The sequence below is a fragment of the Pseudorhodoferax sp. LjRoot39 genome (assembly GCF_964253035.1).
Taxonomy (GTDB): Bacteria; Pseudomonadota; Gammaproteobacteria; order Burkholderiales; family Burkholderiaceae_C; genus Pseudorhodoferax.
Genome location: NZ_CAXUQL020000001.1, coordinates 5,886,222 through 5,906,039 on the forward strand (window position 1 = coordinate 5,886,222; position 19,818 = coordinate 5,906,039).

12 protein-coding genes are annotated in these 19,818 nt (G+C 70.4%); 6 read left to right on the forward strand and 6 right to left on the reverse strand.

From position 1 onward, the window contains the following. The first annotated feature begins 88 nt into the window (after window positions 1-88). The 5 genes from clsB to ACSQ4M_RS27565 all read left to right on the forward strand — a co-directional run bounded on the left by clsB (window position 89) and on the right by ACSQ4M_RS27565 (window position 6,630). Complete coding sequence (clsB, locus tag ACSQ4M_RS27545) at window positions 89-1,345, forward strand: cardiolipin synthase ClsB (RefSeq protein ID WP_436192572.1); 1,257 nt, start codon at window positions 89-91, stop codon at window positions 1,343-1,345. Then, window positions 1,342-2,322 carry a lysylphosphatidylglycerol synthase domain-containing protein gene (locus ACSQ4M_RS27550; protein ID WP_436192573.1) on the forward strand — a complete coding sequence of 327 codons (981 nt, stop codon included), beginning with the start codon at window positions 1,342-1,344 and terminating at the stop codon, window positions 2,320-2,322. The genes clsB and ACSQ4M_RS27550 overlap by 4 nt, the downstream gene beginning before the upstream one ends. After that, window positions 2,319-3,062: a trehalose-phosphatase gene (gene otsB, locus ACSQ4M_RS27555; protein ID WP_436192574.1), complete on the forward strand. Its 744-nt coding sequence runs from the start codon at window positions 2,319-2,321 to the stop codon at window positions 3,060-3,062. Before ACSQ4M_RS27550 ends, otsB begins: the two co-directional genes overlap by 4 nt. A 44-nt stretch (window positions 3,063-3,106) precedes the next feature. After that, on the forward strand, window positions 3,107-4,531 hold the full coding sequence (locus tag ACSQ4M_RS27560) for an alpha,alpha-trehalose-phosphate synthase (UDP-forming) (RefSeq protein WP_436192575.1): 1,425 nt from the start codon (window positions 3,107-3,109) through the stop codon (window positions 4,529-4,531). An 83-nt stretch (window positions 4,532-4,614) separates the two neighbouring features. Beyond that, window positions 4,615-6,630 carry a diguanylate cyclase domain-containing protein gene (locus ACSQ4M_RS27565; protein WP_436192576.1) on the forward strand — a complete coding sequence of 672 codons (2,016 nt, stop codon included), beginning with the start codon at window positions 4,615-4,617 and terminating at the stop codon, window positions 6,628-6,630. On the opposite strand, the gene treY is transcribed toward ACSQ4M_RS27565, so the two are convergent. From treY to glgB, 6 genes are read right to left on the reverse strand one after another with little or no spacing between them, the layout of a single operon-like run. Beyond that, entirely contained in the window at window positions 6,620-9,550 is a 2,931-nt protein-coding gene (gene treY / locus ACSQ4M_RS27570; protein ID WP_436192577.1) for a malto-oligosyltrehalose synthase, read from the reverse strand. The two genes, ACSQ4M_RS27565 and treY, sit on opposite strands and share 11 nt — an antisense overlap. Further along, window positions 9,547-11,310 (reverse strand): malto-oligosyltrehalose trehalohydrolase, encoded by a 1,764-nt coding sequence (treZ, locus tag ACSQ4M_RS27575; protein WP_436192578.1) that lies wholly within the window; start codon window positions 11,308-11,310, stop codon window positions 9,547-9,549. Before treZ ends, treY begins: the two co-directional genes overlap by 4 nt. 2 nt (window positions 11,311-11,312) lie before the next feature. After that, window positions 11,313-12,011 carry a mechanosensitive ion channel family protein gene (locus ACSQ4M_RS27580; RefSeq protein ID WP_436192579.1) on the reverse strand — a complete coding sequence of 233 codons (699 nt, stop codon included), beginning with the start codon at window positions 12,009-12,011 and terminating at the stop codon, window positions 11,313-11,315. Between the two features lie 15 nt (window positions 12,012-12,026). Beyond that, window positions 12,027-15,380, reverse strand: coding sequence for a maltose alpha-D-glucosyltransferase (treS, locus tag ACSQ4M_RS27585; protein WP_436192580.1), 3,354 nt, complete (start codon window positions 15,378-15,380; stop codon window positions 12,027-12,029). Continuing rightward, window positions 15,377-17,479 (reverse strand): alpha-1,4-glucan--maltose-1-phosphate maltosyltransferase, encoded by a 2,103-nt coding sequence (locus ACSQ4M_RS27590; protein ID WP_436192581.1) that lies wholly within the window; start codon window positions 17,477-17,479, stop codon window positions 15,377-15,379. Before ACSQ4M_RS27590 ends, treS begins: the two co-directional genes overlap by 4 nt. Beyond that, window positions 17,469-19,391: a 1,4-alpha-glucan branching protein GlgB gene (gene glgB, locus ACSQ4M_RS27595; RefSeq protein ID WP_436192582.1), complete on the reverse strand. Its 1,923-nt coding sequence runs from the start codon at window positions 19,389-19,391 to the stop codon at window positions 17,469-17,471. Before glgB ends, ACSQ4M_RS27590 begins: the two co-directional genes overlap by 11 nt. 134 nt (window positions 19,392-19,525) lie before the next feature. Between glgB and ACSQ4M_RS27600 the strand changes: the two genes are divergently transcribed. Beyond that, window positions 19,526-19,753 (forward strand): hypothetical protein, encoded by a 228-nt coding sequence (locus ACSQ4M_RS27600; RefSeq protein WP_056661726.1) that lies wholly within the window; start codon window positions 19,526-19,528, stop codon window positions 19,751-19,753. Window positions 19,754-19,818: the final 65 nt, after the last annotated feature.

Here is a 19,818-nt window from a genome sequence, read left to right on the forward strand (position 1 = left end):
GCGACACAGCCCCAGCCGCCCTTGTCCTACAGGAGCCCGGCCGACTGCGGGGTACACCTCAAGCCTGTCCCTTGTCACACCACCACCCATGAACGCGACGCGCTGGACCAGCGGCAACGAGTTGGAACTCCTGGAGAACGGCGAGCAGTTCTTCCCGCGCGTGTTCGACGCCATCGCCAACGCCCGCCAGGAGGTGGTGCTGGAGACTTTCATCCTGTTCGAGGACAAGGTCGGCCTGGCCTTGCACGAAGCATTGCTGACCGCCGCGAAACGCGGCGTGCAGATCGACGTGACGATCGACGGCTTTGGCTCGCCCGACCTGTCGGACCGCTTCATCGGCAGCCTGTGCGAGGCCGGGGTGCGCGTGCATGTGTTCGACCCGGGCCTGCGCATCTGGAAGTGGCGCACCAACATGCTGCGGCGCATGCACCGCAAGATCGTGGTGGTCGATGCGGAAGTGGCCTTCATCGGCGGCATCAACTACTCGGCCGACCACCTGATGGACTTCGGGCCCCAGGCCAAGCAGGACTACTCGGTGCGCATCCGCGGCCCCCTGGTCGGCGACATCCACCGCTTCGTGCACGCCATGCTGGCAGAGGGCCTGCGCCACCAGCAGGGTGTGCGCCGCTGGTTCCGCCACCGGCCGATGATGCGCCAGCGCGCCCGCGCGCTGCCGCCGGCCGGCGATGCGCAGGCCATGCTGGTCACGCGCGACAACACGCGCCACACCAACGACATCGAGCGCTACTACCGGCTCGCCATCCGCGCCGCACGCGAGCACGTGACGATTGCCAACGCCTATTTCTTCCCCGGCTACCGGCTGATCCGCGAACTGCGCCGCGCCGCCCGGCGCGGCGTGCAGGTGCGCCTGATTCTGCAGGGCGAGCCCGACATGCCCATTGTCAAGGTGGCGGCACGCATGCTCTACCACCACCTGGTGCGTGGCGGCGTGGAGGTCTACGAGTACTGCGAGCGTCCCTTGCACGGCAAAGTGGCGCTGGTGGACGACCGCTGGGCCACCGTGGGCTCGAGCAACCTGGATCCGCTGAGCCTGGCGCTGAACCTGGAAGCCAATGTGCTGATCCACGACCGCGCGTTCAACCAGACCCTGCGCGAACGGCTGGACCACCTCGTGGACAACGCCTGCCAGCAGATCGACCGCGACACCATCGGCGAACCCAGCGGCTGGCAGCTGTTGCGCAGCTATGTGGTGTTCCACGTGCTGCGCCGCTACCCCGGCTGGCTCGGCGGCCTGCCGCGCCACGTCCCCAAGCTGGTGCCCGCGCTGGAGAGCGATGGCCTGGTGGAAGCCTGCCCCACGGCTGCGCGCGAGGCGGCACGATGAGCGCCGTGGCGGCCGGCACCGTGGCGCGGCGCCCTGCCCTGCGCGCGCGCCCCTGGTGGCCTTGGCTGCGCAAGGCCTTCTGGCTGGCCTTCTTCGCGCTGCTGGGCTACCTGCTGGTCAGCCAGGCGCGCAGCATTGCCTGGGACGAGGTCGCCCAGACGCTGCGCGCGCTGCCCCTGCCCGTGCTGCTGGCGGCCGGCGGCCTCGCGTTCGCGAGCCACCTGCTCTACTCCACCTTCGACCTGCTGGGCCGGCGCGCCGTGGGCCACTGCCTGCCCGCGCCTCAGGTCATGCTGGTCACCTTCATCAGCTACGCCTTCAACCTCAACATGGGCGCCCTGGTCGGCGGCGTGGCCTCGCGCTACCGGTTGTACGGACGGCTGGGCCTGGACGAGATGCAGGTCACGCGCGTCATGGCCGTCAGCATGGTCACCAACTGGCTGGGCTACCTGCTGCTGGGCGGCCTGGCGTTCGCGCTGTTCCCGCTCGCCCTGCCGGCCGAATGGGACATCAGCGACGCGGTGCTGCAGATCGCAGGCGGCCTGTTGGCTGCCGTGGCTCTGGGCTATGTGGCGGCCTGCGCCTTCTCGCGCAAGCGCAGCCTCGCGCTGCGCGGCCAGACCTTCACGCTGCCTTCGGGCCGCACGGCGCTGCTGCAGCTGGCCATGTCCTGCCTGAACTGGTCGCTGATCGCCGGCGCCATCTTCGTGCTGCTACAGGGCCAGGTGGACTACGTGACCGTGCTCACCGTGCTGCTGCTGGCCGCCGTGGCCGGCGTCGTCACCCACGTGCCGGCCGGGCTGGGCGTGCTGGAGGCGGTGTTCGTCGCCCTGCTCGGCACGCAAATTGCGCCCGCCCAGCTGATCGGCACGCTGCTGGCCTACCGCGCGCTGTACTACCTGGCGCCGCTGGCGCTGGCCGTGCTCTGCTTCCTGTTCCTCGAGATCCGCCACAAGGCCCCCGCCCGCAACGCATGACCCAGGCCACCGACTTCTCCTTCGCCCCGCTGCTGGACGCCGATGCGTCCGCCCTGTTCCTGGACTTCGACGGCACGCTGGTCGAGCTGGCGCCCGAGCCCGACGCCATCGTGATCCCGACCGACCTGGTGCCGCTGCTGGCCGCGCTGCGCGACAGGCTGGGCGGTGCACTGGCGGTGGTCTCCGGCCGCTCGGTCGGCGCCATCGACACCTTCCTGCACCCGCTGGACCTGCCGGCCGCCGGCGTGCACGGCAGCGAGCGCCGCGCCGCCGACGGCAACCTCGTGCTGCTGCCCACGCCCTCGCTGGACACCGTGGAGCAGGCCGCGGCGCAGCTGCTGCACGACCACCCGGCCCTGGCCGTGGAGCCCAAGCGCGGCGCCGTGGCGCTGCACTACCGCCAGGCGCCCCAGCTCCAGGACCTGTGCCGGCGCACCATGGAGGCCGCCGTCGCGGCCTCGCCGGGCGTCACGCTGCTGCACGGCAAGATGGTGTTCGAGGCCAAGTCCTCGCTGGCCAACAAAGGCAAGGCGCTCGGCGCCTTCCTTGAGGAGTCGCCCTTCGCCGGCCGCAAGCCGGTGTTCCTGGGCGACGACACCACCGACGAGCCCGGCTTTCAGGTCGCCCAGCAGCTGGGCGGTGTGGGCATCAAGGTCGGCCCGGGCGACACGCTGGCGCAGCACCGCATCGCCGGCCCCGCCGCCGTGCGCGCCGGGCTCGCCGCCTGGCTCGCCCGCTGACCCGCTTCTCCTTCCAACGCCATACCCAAGAAAAGGAACAACGCGTGGCCCGTCTCGTGTGCATCTCCAACCGCGTCGCCGACCCCCGCAAGACCGAGGCCGGCGGCCTCGCCGTGGCCCTGTCGGGCGCTTTGCAGGCCAATGGCGGCATGTGGTTCGGCTGGAGCGGCAAGATCCTGCCGGAGGACGGTGCCACGCCGCCCGACACGCCAGTGCACCAGCAGCAGGCCGGCAACGTCACGCTGGCCACGCTGGACCTCTCGCAATGGGACCACGACGCCTACTACCTGGGCTACTCCAACGCCGTGCTGTGGCCGGTGTTCCACTACCGGCTGGACCTGGCGGACTTCGACGCCGGCTACATCGACGGCTACCGCCGCGTGAACCAGCTGTTCGCGGCCAAGCTCATGCCGCTGTTGAAAGAAGACGACATCGTCTGGGTGCACGACTACCACCTGATCCCGCTGGCCAGCGAGCTGCGGGCACTGGGCTGCCGCAACAGGATCGGCTTCTTCCTGCACATCCCGCTGCCACCGCCGCAGATCTTCACCGCCATCCCCGCGCACGACTGGCTGGCGCAGGCCCTGTTCGCCTACGACCTGGTGGGCTTCCAGAGCGAGGCCGACCTGGAGCACTTCAACCGCTACGCCGCCACCGAAGCGCGCGCCGAAAACCGCGACGGCGATGGCCGCCGCTGGCGCGCCTTCGGCCGCACGCTGCGCACGGCAGCGTTCCCGATCGGCATCGACGTGGAAGAGTTCGACATGCTCACCCATGCGCACGACGCCACCGAGATGTACCGCCGCATGCGCGAGGAATACTCGCGCCGCCAGCTGCTCGTGGGCGTGGACCGGCTCGACTACTCCAAGGGCCTGCCGCAGCGGCTGCGCGCCTTCCGCGAGCTGCTGCGCCGGCACCCGGACAACATCCGCCGCGCCACGCTGATCCAGATCGCCGCACCCAGCCGCGAAGACGTGGACGCCTACGGCGACATCCTGCGCGAACTGGAAAGCCTGGCCGGCTCCATGAACGGAGACTTCGGCGAACTGGACTGGGTCCCCGTGCGCTACATGCACCGCACCATGGCCCGCAAGCGCCTGCCCGGGCTCTACCGCGCCGCACGCGTGGCCCTGGTCACGCCGCTGCGCGACGGCATGAACCTCGTGGCCAAGGAGTTCGTCGCCGCACAGGATCCCGACGACCCCGGCGTGCTGGTGCTCTCGCGCTTTGCCGGCGCGGTCGAGCAGATGCGCGAAGGCGCGGTGCTGGTCAACCCCTACGACAGCACGGCCACGGCCGATGCGATCCAGTTCGCGCTGCAATTGCCACTGGCCGAGCGCAGACGCCGCCACCAGAACCTGATGGCCACGATCCGCCGCTTCGACGTGCACTGGTGGTGCCAGGCCTTCCTGGAGGAGCTGGCCACGGCCGACGCCGAGCAGACCGGGCCCGACTGGCTGCGCCTGTAAGGCTGCGTTTTTCCGCCAAGCTGCGGACAGCATGGTGCGATCCCGCTTGACGCGCGCGCCCAGCCTTCCACAATCGCCGGCCAATGCAATCCCCGGAAACCGGCTCCGCCCCCCTGGAAGCTGCCCAGCGGCGGCGCGGGCCGGTGACGTTGTTGCGGCGGCGCAGCCACCGCGAGTGGGCGCTGTGGGCCCTGACCTGGCTGCTCTTGCTGGCCCTGGCCTGGCATGCCAGCTGGCGCGCCCGCGACCGCATCGTCGCGCAGGACATGCAGCGCCTGCAGGGGCAGGCCCAGGCCGTCGAGATCCACCTCACCCGCCACCTGAAGGCCATCAGCGCGGCGTTGGCAGGCGCCGGCCAGTTGCTGCCGCAAGACCTGGCCGGCGCGCCTTCGGTGCCGTTCCCGCTGAAGCTGCTGGCCGAGGCGATGCCGGGCGTGCGCGGCCTGCAGATCACCGACCGCGAAGGCCGCGTGGTGGCGGCCAGCCAGCCCGAGCTGACGGACCGCGACGTCAGTGCACGACCCTACTTCACGACCGTGCGCGACAGCGGCCATCCCGACACCCTGTATGTGTCGCCACCGTTTCGCTCGGTGCTCGGCAACTTCACCACCGTGCTGTCGCGCACGCTGCACGACACGGATGGCCGCTTCTCCGGCGTCATCAGCGCGTCGTTCGACATCGACTACTTCGAGATCGTGCTGCGCGCCCTGCTCTACGCCCCCGACGCACGCGCCACCATCGCGCACGGCGACGGACCGATCATCGTGAGTTCGCCCCTGGAGGACGCGCGCATCGGCTTCGACCTGAACCAGCCGGGCTCGCTGTTCCGCGTCCACATGCAAAGTGGCCGCATGCACAACCTGCTGCAGGGCGAGGTCGTCGGCACGTCCGAAATGCGCATGATGGCCTTGCGCGCCGTGGAGCCGGCGGCGCTGCTGCTGGACCGCCCACTCGTGGTGTACATGAGCCGGCGCACCGACGCCGTGCTGGCCCCCTGGTGGTCCGCGCTGCGCACCGAGCTGCTGCTGCTGGCGCTGACCATGGCCGTCAGCGCCGTGTGGCTGCGCTGGCACCAGGGCCGGCGCCATCTGCAGGAACGCACCGAACGCAACGCCGCCCAGGCCGAACGCGAGAGCGCGCGCCGGCTGGAGTTCGGCCTGCGCGGTGCCGACCTGGGCCTGTGGGAATGGAACCTGGCCGACGACACCATCACCGTCAACGCGCGCGAGATGGAGATGCTGGGCTACCCTCCCACCGACGAGCCGCTGCGCGCGGAATTCTGGCGTGGCCTGATGCACCGCGACGACCAGGCCGAAGCCGAACAGGCCATCGTCGCGCACCTGCGCAACGAAACCCCGAGCTACCGGCTGGAGCACCGCTACCGCCACCGCGATGGCCACTGGATCTGGGTGCTGACGCATGCGATGGTGATGCAGCGCAACGCCCGCGGCAAGCCGCTGCGCGTGGTGGGCACGCACCTGGACATCTCCGAGCGCAAGCGCTCGCAGCTGGAGCTCGAGCGCATGAACGCCCAGCTGGCCGCGCTGTCGCTGACCGACGGGCTCACGGGCGTGGCCAACCGCCGCCAGTTCGACCAGACGCTGGCGCTGGAATGGGCGCGCGGCCTGCGCAACCACCAGCCGCTGGCGCTGCTGATGCTGGATGTGGACCACTTCAAGCGCTACAACGACCACCTGGGCCACCCCGAAGGCGATGCCGCGCTGCGCGCCGTGGCCCAGGTCCTGTCGGCCTGCCTGCGCACGCCGGTGGAAAAGCTCATGCGCTACGGCGGCGAGGAATTCGCGGTGCTGCTGATCGACGCCGATGCACACGCCGGCGCCCGCGTCGCGCAGCGCTGCCTGGATGCGATCGCCCAGGCACGCTTGCCGCACCCGGACTCACCGCTGTCGCCCTGGATCAGCGTCAGCATCGGCGTGGCCAGCCTGGTGCCCCAGCCCGAGCACGTGCACGAGCAGCTCGTGATGGCGGCCGATGCGGCGCTGTACCGCGCCAAGCAGCAGGGCCGCGCGCGCTACGAGACTGCCACCGCGGACGACGCGCTGAAGCGTCCGACCGGCATGCAGCCGCTCATGCCGTGACGGCCGGCCCGCGCGAGTCGACCCAGTAGACCGCCACCGGCAGCGCCTGCAGCGCATCGGCCAGCCGTAGCGGCCCGCGCGGAAGCCGGCGCTGCACATGGCCCATGAGTTCCAACGCCGTCACGTCGCCGGCGCTGCCGTTCCAGTCCTTGAAGGCCGGTGTCAGATCCACGCTCGCATCGCCCCAGCAGGCCTCGCCCACGGGCGCGGCATCAAGGCTCTTGAGCAGGCGCGCGAACAGGCGCGCGGCCAGCACCACGAGCAGGCCCGTGGCCGTGCGCCGCGCATAGGCCACCACATGCTCGCGCGCGCGGCCGGTGCCGCGCAGCGCGATGTAGGCACCGTCGCGCAACAGGGCCGGGTCTTCGCGGCGCAGCGCCAGCAGCCGCCAGGTGGCCCAGAGCTTGAGCCGGCCATCGGCAGGCGTGGCCGACATGCGCGCCAGGCCCGCGAGCCGGTCGGGCTCGGCAGCCAGCAGCAACGCCTCGTGCGCGGCCAGCGTGCCCTGGCGCTGCGCGTAATCCACGGGCCGGCGGTTGTCGGGGTCGACCAGGCTCAGGTCCTGCATCTCGTTGCCCTGGTAGATGTCGGGCACGCCGGGCGAGGTGAACTTCAGCGCCACCATCGACAGGCTGTTGAGTGCGCCGAACCAGGCCAGCTGTTTCGCCAGTGCACGCAGGTCCGACAGCGCGGGATTGGGCGCCAGCCGGCCCAGCAAACCGTCGATGAAGGCCTGCAGGGCCTGCTCGTAGTCCGCGTCGGGCCGCACCCAGCTCGTGCGCAGCTTGGCCTCGCGCGCGGCCTTGGCCATGTACTGGCCCACGCGCGCGCGCAGCGCGGCCAGGGTCTCGGCGTCGATCTCTCCGTCCGGCAGCACGCCCAGCAGCACCTGGTAGAGCAGCAGCTCGTCGTCGCGCGAAGGCGCCGTGCCGCCGGGCAGTTCGCGCCGCAGCGAGCGCGTGAGCTGGTGCCAGCGCATCAGGCCCAGCCGCCACAGCGCCGGCCGCTCCGACAGCACAGCGATGCGGTTGCGCACGTCCTCCGAGCGCTTGTTGTCGTGCGTGGAGGTGGCCAGCATGGTGTGCGGCCAGCGCGCCGCGCGGTCGCTGCTGGCGCCATGGAAGGCCGCCAGCGTGAGGCCCTGCGCGGTCGGGTCGCCGCCGACCTCGTTGAGCGAGACCAGTTGCAGGTAGCGGTAGAACACGCAGTCCTCCACGCCCTTGGCCGCCAGCGGCGCGCAGAACTGCTGGAAGCGCCACGCGAAGCGCCGCACCGGCAACAACGCGTCGGCACCGCTGCCCTCGCTCGGCTCGCCCAGCAGGCAGGCGCGCAGGAAGTCGAACACGCTGGCGTCGGCAATCGCCGTGCGCCGGCGCGCCTGGGCAATGGCCCAGTCGATGAAGCGCCGGTCCTCCTCGCCCGCCGCATCGACCACGTAGGTCCGGTAGACCGGCATGCCCGCAGCGGCCTCGGCCACCGCCGTGCGCAGCGTGGTGAAGCCGTAGTCGCGCGTGCGCCGGTTGGCGCCCGCCACGCGCTTGAGCTGCGTGGCCAGCAGGTTGAGCTCGGCGCCGAGCGCACCGTAGGCCACGGCCAGCTTGGCGTCGAAGACCATGTCTTCGAGGCTGCCCTCGGCGCCCGTGAAGCCGCGCCAGACGCGCTCCATGCGCGCGGCCTGGCTGCGGTCGCTGAACAGGCTGTTGAGCAGTGCACCGAAGCGGTAGCCGGTGGTGCCGTGCAGGCGCCAGTCCGCAGGCAGGTCGGCATGGGCGGCCGTGATCTTCTCGGCCACCACGTAGAGCGGCAGCGCGGGCGCGGGCGCAGAGTCGTCGGGCCGCAGCTGGGCCAGCCTGCGCGCATGGCCGTCCTGCAGCCGCGCGAAGTACTGGGCCGGGTCGCGCAGGCCGTCAGGGTGGTCGATGCGCAGACCGTCGACGATGCCGGCGGCCGTGAGGTCCAGCGCCAGCGCGTGCGTGGCCTCGAACACATCCTCGGCCTCCACGCGCAGCGCGGCCAGTTCGTTGATGTCGAAGAAGCGCCGGTAGTTGATCTCGTCGGCCGCCACGCGCCAAAAGCCCAGGCGCCAGGGCTGGGCTTCCAGCAGTGCGTGCAGCACGTCGTGGCCGGGCTCCTGGTTCAGGCGCTCCAGCGCGGCAGCGATGGCCGCGTCCGCGGGGCGGCGCTGCGCCAGCAGCTCCTGCAGGCCCTGGCGCAAGCGGCCCGCGGCCGCGGCACGCTCGCGGGCACCAGCGGCGCCGCGGTCCTCGCGCGGCGGCATGGCGTCGGCACGCTCGGCCAGCGCCGTGAGGCCCTCGGCCGTGTCGGCGTCCTCGGCCTGGTCGGCGGCCAGGCGCAGCACCGCGCCCCAGCTGGCCGGGTCGGTGGGAAAGCCGTGCTCGAAGTAGCGCAGCACGAAGCGACCGGCCTCGCCCTCCTCCTTCGTTTCCCAGGCCAGCTGCAGCTGGCCCTGGTCCAGCACCTCGCCGTAGGGCGCGCCCAGCACGGGCAACAGCACCTTGCCGGCCATGGCCGCGTCCATCGGGCGCCAGTCGATGTCGAAGAAGCCGGCATAGGCCGAGGCCTGGCCGTGCGTGAGCACGTCGGACCACCAGGGGTTGTCGCTGCCGATCACGCCCATGTGGTTGGGCACGATGTCCAGCAGCAGCTGCAGGCCCAGCGCGCGCGCGGCCAGCGCGAAGCGCTCGAAGCCTCCGCGGCCGCCGAGCTCGGGGTTGATCTCGCGCGGGTCGGCCACGTCGTAGCCGTGCATGCTGCCCGGCCGCGCGCGCGTGATCGGCGAGCAGTAGACATGGCTCACGCCGAGCGCCTGCAGGTAGGGCAGAACGGCCTGGGCGGCCGCGAAGTCGAAATCCTTGTGCAGCTGCAACCGGTAGGTGGCGCGGGGAATGGAGGCGGTCATGCGGGATGGAGGGTGACGCGGACGGACCAGGGCGGCAGGTCCGCCTCGGCATGGGTGCTGTAGATGGGCTGGCCTGCGGGCACCGGCGCTGCGAAGGACCGGTCCTGCAGATTGGCCTGCAGTTCCCAACGGGCGCCGCCGGCCAGTGGCCAGAGCACGTGCACGAAGCCGCCCGTGCCCAGAGAACGGCCGCCATGCGGCACACCGGCCAGCCGCGGCACCAGGTGCGCGTGGCGCAGCGCGAGCAGGCGGCCCACCAGCGCCAGGCGCTCGCGGTGCGGCGAGGTCTCGCGCTCGGCCCAGCGCAGCTTGGACGCGGCGAAGGTGGCCGCCGCATTGGGGTCGGGGATGCGCGCCCGCGCGGCCTCGTCGGCGAAGGCCGCGAAGCGCTGGAACTCGGCACGCCGGCCCTGGCGCACGGCCTCGGCCAGCTCGCCCTCGAAGTCGCAGAAGAACAGGAAGGGCGTGGACGCCGCGAACTCCTCGCCCATGAACAGCATGGGGATGTGCGGCGCGAGCAGCAGGCAGGCGTAGAGCGCCTCCAGCTTGCGGGCATCGGCGAGCCGGTCCAGCCGTTCGCCCATGGCGCGGTTGCCGACCTGGTCGTGGTTCTGCAGGAAGGAGACGAACGCCGTGGGCGGCAGCGCGCCGCTGGACTCGCCGCGCGGCACGCCCAGGTGCGGCGAGACCTGGCCCTGGTAGACATAGCCCTCGGCCAGCGCGCGGCCCAGGAGTTCCGCGGGCGCCTGGGCGTAGTCGGCGTAGTAGCCGTCGGTCTCGCCGGTCAGCAGCACGTGGGCGGCGTTGTGCAGATCGTCGTTCCACTGCGCCGTGGCCGCGCCCACCGGAGCCAGCCGCTGCGCCTGGTTGTGCTCGTTCTCCAGCACCAGGTGCACCTGGCGCTGCCGGCCCGGCCCCTGCACGAGGGCCTGGGCGATCTCCTCGACGATGGGCAGCGTGGAGTCGTCGCGGATCTGGTGCACGGCGTCCAGCCGCAGTCCGTCGGCGTGGAATTCCTCGATCCAGTAGCGTGCGTTGGCCACGAAGAAGGCGCGCACGGCGGCGCTGTGCTCGCCGTCGTAGTTGATCGCGGCCCCCCAGGGCGTCTGGTGCGCCGGGTTGAAGAACTCCGGGCAGTAGCCGTGCAGGTAGTTGCCGTCGGGACCAAAGTGGTTGTAGACCACGTCGATGAGCACCATGAGGCCCAGCCCGTGGGCGCGGTCGACCAGCGCGCGCAACTCGTCGGGCGTGCCGAAGCTGCTTTCGGGCGCGAACAGCAACACGCCGTCGTAGCCCCAGTTGCGTCCGCCCGGGGTGTCCGCCAGCGGCATCAGTTGGATGGCCGTGATGCCCAGCGCCGCAAGCTCGGCCAGGCGTTCGGCCGCGGCCGCAAACGTGCCCTCGGGCGTGAAGGCGCCGACATGCAACTCATAGACCACCGCCTCGTGCCAGGGCCGGCCGCACCAGCCGGTGTCCTGCCAGGCGTAGGTGGAGGGATCGACCACGGCGCTGGCGCCATGCACATCGTCGGAATTGGACCGCGAGGCGGGGTCCGGCACTGGCATGCCGCCGTCGAAGCGGTAGCGGTAGCGCGTGCCCACGCCGGCCCCGGCGACGACGGCCTCATGCCAGCCGCCGGCCAGCGCCTGCATGGCATGGCCGCCGCCGGGCTCCAGCAGCACCTCGGCCTGCCGCGCACCGGGTGCCCAGACACGGAACCGCACCCCGCCCGCGGCCAGGACCTGCGCACCGAAGTCCATGTTCAGCGCAGCCGGCTGGGCGGATCGCGCGGCTCGTCCTTGGACGGCCACCAGCGCTCCAGATGGGCCGCCGCCCAGTCCTTGCCGCCCAGCCCGAAGGCCAGCGCCAGCGCCAGCACCACGCCGCCCAGGATCAGCAGGAAGGCATCGCGCACGATGCTGCCGCCCACGCCCATCTGGTCCAGCGCGATCATGACCACGAAGGCCAGGATGGCGTAGTAGGCGATGCGGCCCAGCGCCTGGCCGTCGCGCATGCCCACGCCCTTGCAGTAGGTGGCGACCGCGTTGGACAGGAAGCGCGCGAAGTACGCGCCGAAGGCCAGCACCAGCAAGGCCACGATCAGCTGCGGCACGAACAGCATCACGCGGCTCAGCAACTCGGTCACGTGCGTGAGCCCCAGGCCGTTGAAGGCCACGATCAGCGCCGCGAGGATCACCACCCAGTACGCCAGCACGCCCAGCACGCCGATGGTGTCGATGTGCGTGCCGCCCTGCTGCAAGAAGCCGTCCAGGCCCGCGCGCTTGGTCACGATGTGGAAGTTGATCGCGCGCAGCCCCTTCTCGACCGCAAAGCGCACGGCCTTGGCCACGAGAAAGCCGGCGACCAGCACGAGCAGCGCGATCGCCAGGCGCGGCAGGAAAGCGCCTGTCTGGATCAGAAAGGCCCGCACGGGCTCCAGCATCACATTGATTTGTTCCATGTGCTTCCTTTCGGTTCAAGCCGCCCTGGCCAGTGCCAGGATGCCGGCCAGCGGGATGTGCACCCAGTCCGGGCGGTTCTCGAGTTCGTAACGCAGCTCGTACAGCGCCTTTTGCAGCTCGAACAGCGCGAGCAGGCTCAGCGCCTGGTCGGACATGGCCAGCGGCGTGCCGGCCAGCGTGTCCCGGTAGCTCTGCAGGAAGGCCGTGCGCGAAGCCGCCTCCCAGGCCCGCGCGGGCTCGGCCAGGGGCACCTCCTCCTCCGGCGTGTGGGCAGCCTGGCGCAGCGCCACGGCGCGTGCGTAGTCGAAGGAGCGCAGCATGCCGGCCACGTCGCGCAGCGGCGACTGCTTGGCGCGGCGCTCGGAGAACGCGCGGCCGGGCTCGCCCTCGAAGTCCACGATCACGAAGTCGTTGCGCGTGAGCAGCACCTGGCCCAGGTGGTAGTCGCCGTGGATGCGGATCTTGCGGCCCTCGTTCTCCAGCACACCGCCTGCGGCGATGCGCTGCGCGAGCGCCGTGCTGGAGGCCAGCACGGCGCGTCCATCGTCCTGCACGCCTGCGGGCAGCCGGCCCAGCGACGATTGCAACAGAGTGAGGCTTTGCTGCAGATCGGCCTGGGTCTGTTCGCGCCAGGCCACCACATCGGCCGTGGCCAGGGGTTCGGGGTCGAAGGCGGCGTCGCCGCTGTGCGTGCCCAGGGCCAGGTGCAGTTCGGCCGTGCGCCGGCCCAGCGTCTGCATGAGCGCCAGGTGCGCGCCGTGCACGTCGTCCGGCATGGCGGCCGCGACAGGGGTGCGCAGCTCTTCCAGGTGGCGTTCCAGGTAGCCGACCAGGTAGGCCCAGCCGTCGCCCTGGTTCTCGATGTGGGCCTGCAGCAGTGCCAGCGTGCTGGTGCTGCCGTCGGCCGCGACGAACTCCACGGCGCCGGCCACGGGCGCGCACTGCGGGAACTTGGCGACCTCGGTCAGGAAACGGCCGACCTCGAACTCCGGGTTCACGCCCTTGCGGATGCGCCGGTAGCCCTTGAGGAACAGGCGCTCGTCCACCATCACGATGGTGTTGCTGCTCTGCGCCTGCGGCCGCGCCACCGGCAGCTGTGCGACGTCGGCACCGGCCAGTTCGGCGAAGGCGCGGGTGGCCACGAAGCGGATGCTGCCGGTGTTGGTGGCGAGTGCCCGGCCTGCGCCGATGGCGGCGATCACCGCGCGGCAGAAGCGCTCGTCGGCGAAGGCATCGGCCATGTAGCCGACCTCGGCCTGCTGGCGCACGCGGGCCACGGCCGCGGGGCCGAAGGCGCGGTAGCGCTCTTCCTCGCGCTCCTCCCAGGCCAGCGCGAGCGGCGCGAAGTAGACGGAGTCGGCCGGGCCGTCGAGCTCCACGAGCGGCAGCAGCCAGCCGTCGTCGCCCTGCTCCCACAGCGTGTGCTGCACCATGCGCGCGCGCTGCACGGGCGTGCCCTTGCTCGCGTACCAGCGCTGGGCCTCGATGTGGCGCGGCAGGATCTCGTTCTCGAACTGCTGGCGCGTCTTGACGGCCATGCCGATGCGCCAGGGCACGACCTGGTCGCGGAACAGGCTGTTCCAGCCGTCGAACAGCACGAGCACGGGCCGGTCCTCGGCCGGCAGCAGCTCCTGGTGCCAGCTCGGCACGGCCACGTCGGTCGCCAGGCGCAGCCAGTAGAAGCCGTGCGCGGCGATGGTCATGAGGTAGGGCAGCTCGCCGATCGGCGGGAAGGCCGTGCGGCCCAGCATCTCCACGGGCACGCGGCCCTTGAAGGCCGAGAGGTCGAGCTCGGCCGGCTGGGCCGAGCGCGCGAGGTTGACCACGCACAGGATCACCTCGTCGCCGTAGACGCGCAGGTAGGCCAGGATCTTGCGGTTGCCGGGCTTCAAGAACAGCAGGTCGCCGCGGCCAAACGCCTTGCTGGTGCCGCGCACGGCCAGCATGCGGCGCATCCAGTTCAACAGCGAGGCCGGCTCGCGCTGCTGCTGCTCGACGTTGAGCGCCTCGTAGCCGTAGACCGCGTCCATGATGGGCGGCAGGTACAGGCGCTGCGGGTCGGCGCGCGAGAAGCCGGCGTTGCGGTCGGGGCTCCACTGCATGGGCGTGCGCACGCCGTTGCGGTCGCCCACGAACACGTTGTCGCCCATGCCGATCTCGTCGCCGTAATACAGCACCGGCGAGCCGCGCATGGACAGCAGCATGCTGTTCATGAGCTTGATGCGGTCGCTGTCGTTCTCCATGAGCGGCGCCAGGCGCCGACGGATGCCCACGTTGATGCGCGCACGCGGGTCGGCCGCGTACGTGCTGTACATGTAGTCGCGCTCCTTGCTGGTGACCATCTCCAGCGTGAGCTCGTCGTGGTTGCGCAGGAAGATGGCCCACTGGCAGCTCTGCGGGATGTCCGGCGTCTGCTGCATGATCTCGATGAGCGGGAAGCGGTCTTCCTGCGCGATCGACATGTACATGCGCGGCATCAGCGGGAAGTGGTAGGCCATGTGGCACTCGTCGCCGTCGCCGAAGTACTCGCGCACGTCCTCGGGCCACTGGTTGGCCTCGGCCAGCACGAAGCGGTTCGGGTAGTTGGCGTCGATGGCCGCGCGCAGCTGTTTCAGGATGGCGTGGGTCTCGGGCAGGTTCTCGTTGTTCGTGCCCTCGCGCTCGATCAGGTAGGGGATGGCGTCGAGCCGGAAGCCGTCCACGCCCATGTCCAGCCAGAAGCGCATGACCTCGAACACGGCCTCCAGCACGGCCGGGTTGTCGAAGTTCAGGTCGGGCTGGTGGCTGAAGAAGCGGTGCCAGAAGTAGGCCTTGGCGACCGGATCCCAGGTCCAGTTGGACGTTTCCGTGTCGGTGAAGATGATGCGCGTGCCCTGGTACTTCTGGTCGCTGTCGCTCCAGACGTAGAAGTCGCGCTCGGGCGAGCCCGGCGGCGCCTGGCGCGCGCGCTGGAACCAGGGGTGCTGGTCCGAGGTGTGGTTGATGACCAGCTCGGTGATGACCTTGAGGTCGCGCTTGTGCGCCTCGGCCAGCATCTCCTTGAAGTCGGAAAGCGTGCCGTACTGCGGGTGCACGTCCATGTAGCTGGAGATGTCGTAGCCGTCGTCGCGCAGCGGCGAGGGGTAGAAGGGCATCAGCCAGATGGTGTTGACGCCCAGGTCCTTGACGTAGTCGAGCTTGCTCGTCACGCCCTTGAAGTCGCCCACGCCGTCGGCGTTCGAGTCGACGAAGGCCTTGACGTTGAGCTGGTAGATCACCGCGTCCTGGTACCACAGGGCCTCGTCGGTGACCGGGGTGACCGGGCCCTGCCCGGCCTCGGGCAGGTGCGGGATGCTGTCGGCTGCTGCCGCCTGTTCTGGATTCTTCATGCGTTCCCTCTGATCTCGATCACATGGGCCGGCATCTGGGACGGAACCAGTATCACGAAGTTGCCACCGTCCTGCCAGTCGAAAGACCGGTCCGTGAGCAGGTCATGGGCGATGAAACTGCCGCCCGGCACACCCAGCCAGGCCGCGTCCACGTGCACCCAGCCGCTCTGCGTGAAGGTGGCGTCGATGTTGACCACGGTCAGCACTGCATTCCTGCCGTCCGGATCGCGCTTGGCATAGGCCACCAGGTAGGGGTTGCTGGTATCGAAGAAGCGCAGCGAGGCGTTGGAATGCAGCGCCGCATGCTCCTTGCGGATGCGGTTCACGGTGGCGATGAAGCCGGCGATGCTGTCCTTGCGGTCCAGTGTGAGTTCGCCCCAGTGGCGGACCTGGTACTTCTCGGAGTCCATGTACTCCTCGCTGCCCGGTTTGACGGGCTCGCCCTGCAACAGCTCGTAGGGCGGGCCGTAGATGCCGTAGCTGGCCGACAGCGTGGCCGCCAGCACCAGGCGTGCCATGAAGATGGAGCGCGGACCGTGGTGCAGGTGCTCGTTGAGGATGTCGGGCGTGTTGGGCCAGGCATTGGGGCGGTAGTAGTCGGCACCGGGGCCATGGGCCAGCTCGGTGAAGTACTCCATGAGCTCGTGGCGGTTGTTGCGCCAGGTGAAGTAGGTGTAGCTCTGCGAGAAGCCCAGCTTGGCCAGGCGGTGCATGACCTTGGGGCGCGTGAACGCCTCGGCCAGGAAGAGCACGTCGGGGTGCTCGGCCTTCACGGCACCGATCACCCATTCCCAGAACGCGAAGGCCTTGGTGTGCGGGTTGTCGACGCGGAAGATGCGCACGCCCTCGCCGATCCAGTGGTCGAACACGCTCTTGAGTTCCAGCCACAGCGCGCGCCAGTCTTCCGTCTCGAAGTCGAAGGGGTAGATGTCCTGGTATTTCTTGGGCGGGTTCTCGGCGTACTGCACGCTGCCGTCGGGCCGCTTGCGGAACCAGTCCGAATGGGCCTTCACGTACGGATGGTCGGGCGCGCACTGGAAAGCGATGTCGAGCGCAAGTTCGATGCCCAGCGCATTGGCGGCGCGCACGAGTTCGCGGAAATCCTCGGGCGTGCCGAGGGCGGGCAGCACGTCCTTGTGGCCGCCCTCGTCCGCGCCAATGGCCCAGGGGCTGCCCACGTCGCCGTCCAGGGCGACCAGCGTGTTGTTGCGGCCCTTGCGGCGCGCCCGGCCGATGGGGTGGATGGGCGGCAGGTACAGCACGTCGAAGCCCATCTCGGCCACGTAGGGCAGGCGCGCCTGCACGTCCTTGAAGGTGCCGTGGCGGCCCTCTTCCAGCGCGGCCGAGCGCGGGAACATCTCGTACCAGCTGCTGAAGGCCGCGCGCTCGCGGTCCACCACCAGCGGCAAGCCCTCGGCGCTCCACCAGACGGCGTGGCTGCGGTCGGGCCAGCGATCGGCCAGGGCAGCGAGGTCGTCGCTGAGTGCGGCGTCTTTGATGGACGCCACCTCCAGCGAGACCGAATCCATCTCGGCGATGGTGGCGCGGCCGGCAGTCTCTGCGCGGCTGCGCAGGTTCTCGGCCAGGCTGGCCAGCTTCGTGCGGTCCTCGCCCTCGGCACGCTCGGAGGCCTGGCGCACAAGTTCGGCGCCCACGCGCGCGGCGATCAGGATGTCGGCCAGGTCCACGCGACGCAGCAGTTCAGCGCGCCAGGACTGGAAGTGGTCGACCCAGGCGCAGACCGTGTAGCGCCAGCGGCCTTGCGCGTCGGGCGTGCAGCTGGCGGACCAGACGTCGTTGCCTTCGGGCTGCATCTCCGCCTCCTGCCATGCATCGCTGCCCTCCTTGCGCCAGCACAGCCGCGCACGCACCTTGTCGTGGCCGTCGGTAAAGACGTGCGCCGTGACGGTCAGCGCCTCGCCCACCACGCGCTTGACCGCGAAGCGGCCGGCGTCGACCTGCGGCAGCACCGCATCGATGACGGCGCGGGACTGGCCCTGCTCCGGCAGCACGGGTTCGGGCACGGACACGGCCGGCACCACGGCGAGTTTGGCACGCGTGCGCCTGGGCTTCTTGTCGGCTTGGGGTTCAGTCGGCATGGGCATCCGGTTCCGGGCGGAACATCAGGGTGGACAGGGGCGGCAGGGTCAGCACCAGCGAATGGGGATGGCCGTGCGCGCCCTGGTCCGAGGCCCGCACGCCGCCATGGTTCCCGAGGCCGGCGCCGCCGTAGTCGTGCGCATCGGTGTTGAGCAGTTCGCGCCACAGGCCGGGCTGCGGCACGCCGAGCCGGTAGCCCTGGCGCGGCACGGGCGTGAGGTTGCTGACGACCAGCACGGGCGGCTCGCCATCGGCGCCCTTGCGCAGGAAGGCAAACACACTGGCCTCGCTGTCGTCGTGGGCGACCCAGGAAAAACCTTCGGAGCTGAAGTCACGCTGGTACAGGGCCGGCTCGCTGCGGTAGAGCCGGTTCAGGTCGCCCACCAGCTTGGCCACGCCGGCATGCCAGGGCTCGCGCGACTGCGCCCAATCCAGTTCACCCTCGTGCGCCCACTCGCGGCCCTGGCCGAACTCGCCGCCCATGAACAGCAGCTTCTTGCCCGGGTGGCCCCACATGAAGCCGAACAGCGCACGCAGGTTGGCGAATTTCTGCCAGGCATCGCCGGGCATGCGGCCCAGCAGCGAGCCCTTGCCGTAGACCACCTCGTCGTGCGAGAGCGGCAGCACGAAGCGCTCGTGGAAGGCATAGACCAGCGAGAAGCTGAGCTGGCCCTGGTGGTGCCGGCGGTAAAGGGGATCGAGGCCGAAGTACTTGAGCGTGTCGTGCATCCAGCCCATGTTCCACTTCATCGAGAAGCCCAGGCCGCCTTCCTCTTGCGGGTGCGACACACCGGGCCAGGCCGTGGACTCCTCGGCGATCACGAGCGCGCCGGGCTGCTCGCGCGCCACGGCCGCGTTGAGCGTGCGCAGGAAGTGCACGGCCTCCAGGTTCTCGCGGCCACCGAACTGGTTGGGGATCCACTCGCCGCTCTTGCGCGCATAGTCGAGGTAGAGCATGGAGGCCACCGCGTCCACGCGCAGCGCATCGAAGTGGTACTCGCGCAGCCAGAACAGCGCCGAGGACAACAGGAAGCTGCGCACCTCGTTGCGGCCGTAGTTGAAGATGCTGGAGTTCCACTCGGGGTGAAAGCCCTGGCGCGGGTCGGCATGCTCGTACAGATGCGTGCCGTCGAATGCCTGCAGGCCGTGCGCGTCGGTCGGGAAGTGCGAGGGCACCCAGTCCAGCACCACGCCGATGCCCAGGCCATGCAGGTGGTCGATGAAGAATTTCAGATCCTGCGGCGTGCCGTAGCGCGCCGTGGGCGCGAAGTAGCCGGTCGTCTGGTAGCCCCAGGAGCCGTAGAACGGGTGCTCGGTCACGGGCATGAGCTCCACATGCGTGAAGCCCATGGCCTGCACGTGCTCGCCGAGCGCCTGGGCCAACGCGCGCCAGCCCAGGAACTGGCCGTCATGGCGACGCCAGGAGCCGGGGTGCACCTCGTAGATCGACATGGGCGCGTCGCCGGCCTGGCGCTCCGCGCGGGCGGCCAGCCAGTCTGCGTCGCTCCATTCGAACGCCAGCGACCACAGGCGCGAGGCCGTGGCCGGCGGCGGCTCGGTGGCCAGCGCATAGGGGTCGGCCTTGTCCAGCGCCAGGCCATCGGCGGTCACGATGCGGTACTTGTAGCTCTGCCCGTGCCGCGCGGCAGCGGCATCACCCTCCCAGATGCCGCTGCCGTCTGCGCGCCGCGCCAGCGGCTCGGCATCGGCCCGCCAGCCGTTCCACTCGCCGATCACGCTGACGGCGTTGGCATTGGGCGCCCAGACCGCGAAGTGCGCGCCCTGCCCGCCGGGCCGCAGCGCGCCGCCGAGCCGGCCGGCCAGCGCGCTGTGCGTGCCCTCGCGGAAGTAGTGCAGATCCTGGTCCACCAACGCGGCGTTGGCGCAGGGCATGGCTGGGTTGTGCTGCATCTGACGCACTTTCCGGGACGCGGGAGGCCGCTGCGAGCGGACAGCGGCCGCAGCACGTGTAGGCCAAGGCCCCGATCTGTCGCGCGGCGATGGTACAACCGGGGCTCCGATCCCCTCTGCCCTCCGCCGCCAACATGAACGAAGAAATCGGCCAGGTGTTCGTTGTCGACTGGTCCTTTCTGCTGATCCTGGCCGGGCTGGCGGCGATCACGTTGGCGCTGTTCGTCCGGCGTCTGCGCATGAAGCGGCGCGCCCGGCACGAGGAGCGCCGCAAGCGCCGACGCGAGTACCGCGCCTGGCTGCGCAACAGCGGCGTGCAGCCTCTGAGCCGTGACGAAGATCATGACCCATCGGGCCGCTGAGCCGCCCGGGTTGCCACCAATGTCACACCGCTGACACATTGCTAGGCTCTGCAGCGGCCCTCGGA

Excerpts from the sequence above, each read along its gene's own strand:
- clsB (WP_436192572.1), top strand. The coding sequence starts at position 89 with ATGAACGCGACGCGCTGGACCAGCGGCAACGAGTTGGAACTCCTGGAG.
- ACSQ4M_RS27550 (WP_436192573.1), top strand. The coding sequence starts at position 1,342 with ATGAGCGCCGTGGCGGCCGGCACCGTGGCGCGGCGCCCTGCCCTGCGC.
- otsB (WP_436192574.1), top strand. The coding sequence starts at position 2,319 with ATGACCCAGGCCACCGACTTCTCCTTCGCCCCGCTGCTGGACGCCGAT.
- ACSQ4M_RS27565 (WP_436192576.1), top strand. The coding sequence starts at position 4,615 with ATGCAATCCCCGGAAACCGGCTCCGCCCCCCTGGAAGCTGCCCAGCGG.
- treY (WP_436192577.1), bottom strand. The coding sequence starts at position 9,550 with ATGACCGCCTCCATTCCCCGCGCCACCTACCGGTTGCAGCTGCACAAG.
- treZ (WP_436192578.1), bottom strand. The coding sequence starts at position 11,310 with ATGGACTTCGGTGCGCAGGTCCTGGCCGCGGGCGGGGTGCGGTTCCGT.
- ACSQ4M_RS27580 (WP_436192579.1), bottom strand. The coding sequence starts at position 12,011 with ATGGAACAAATCAATGTGATGCTGGAGCCCGTGCGGGCCTTTCTGATC.
- treS (WP_436192580.1), bottom strand. The coding sequence starts at position 15,380 with ATGAAGAATCCAGAACAGGCGGCAGCAGCCGACAGCATCCCGCACCTG.
- ACSQ4M_RS27590 (WP_436192581.1), bottom strand. The coding sequence starts at position 17,479 with ATGCCGACTGAACCCCAAGCCGACAAGAAGCCCAGGCGCACGCGTGCC.
- glgB (WP_436192582.1), bottom strand. The coding sequence starts at position 19,391 with ATGCAGCACAACCCAGCCATGCCCTGCGCCAACGCCGCGTTGGTGGAC.
- ACSQ4M_RS27600 (WP_056661726.1), top strand. The coding sequence starts at position 19,526 with ATGAACGAAGAAATCGGCCAGGTGTTCGTTGTCGACTGGTCCTTTCTG.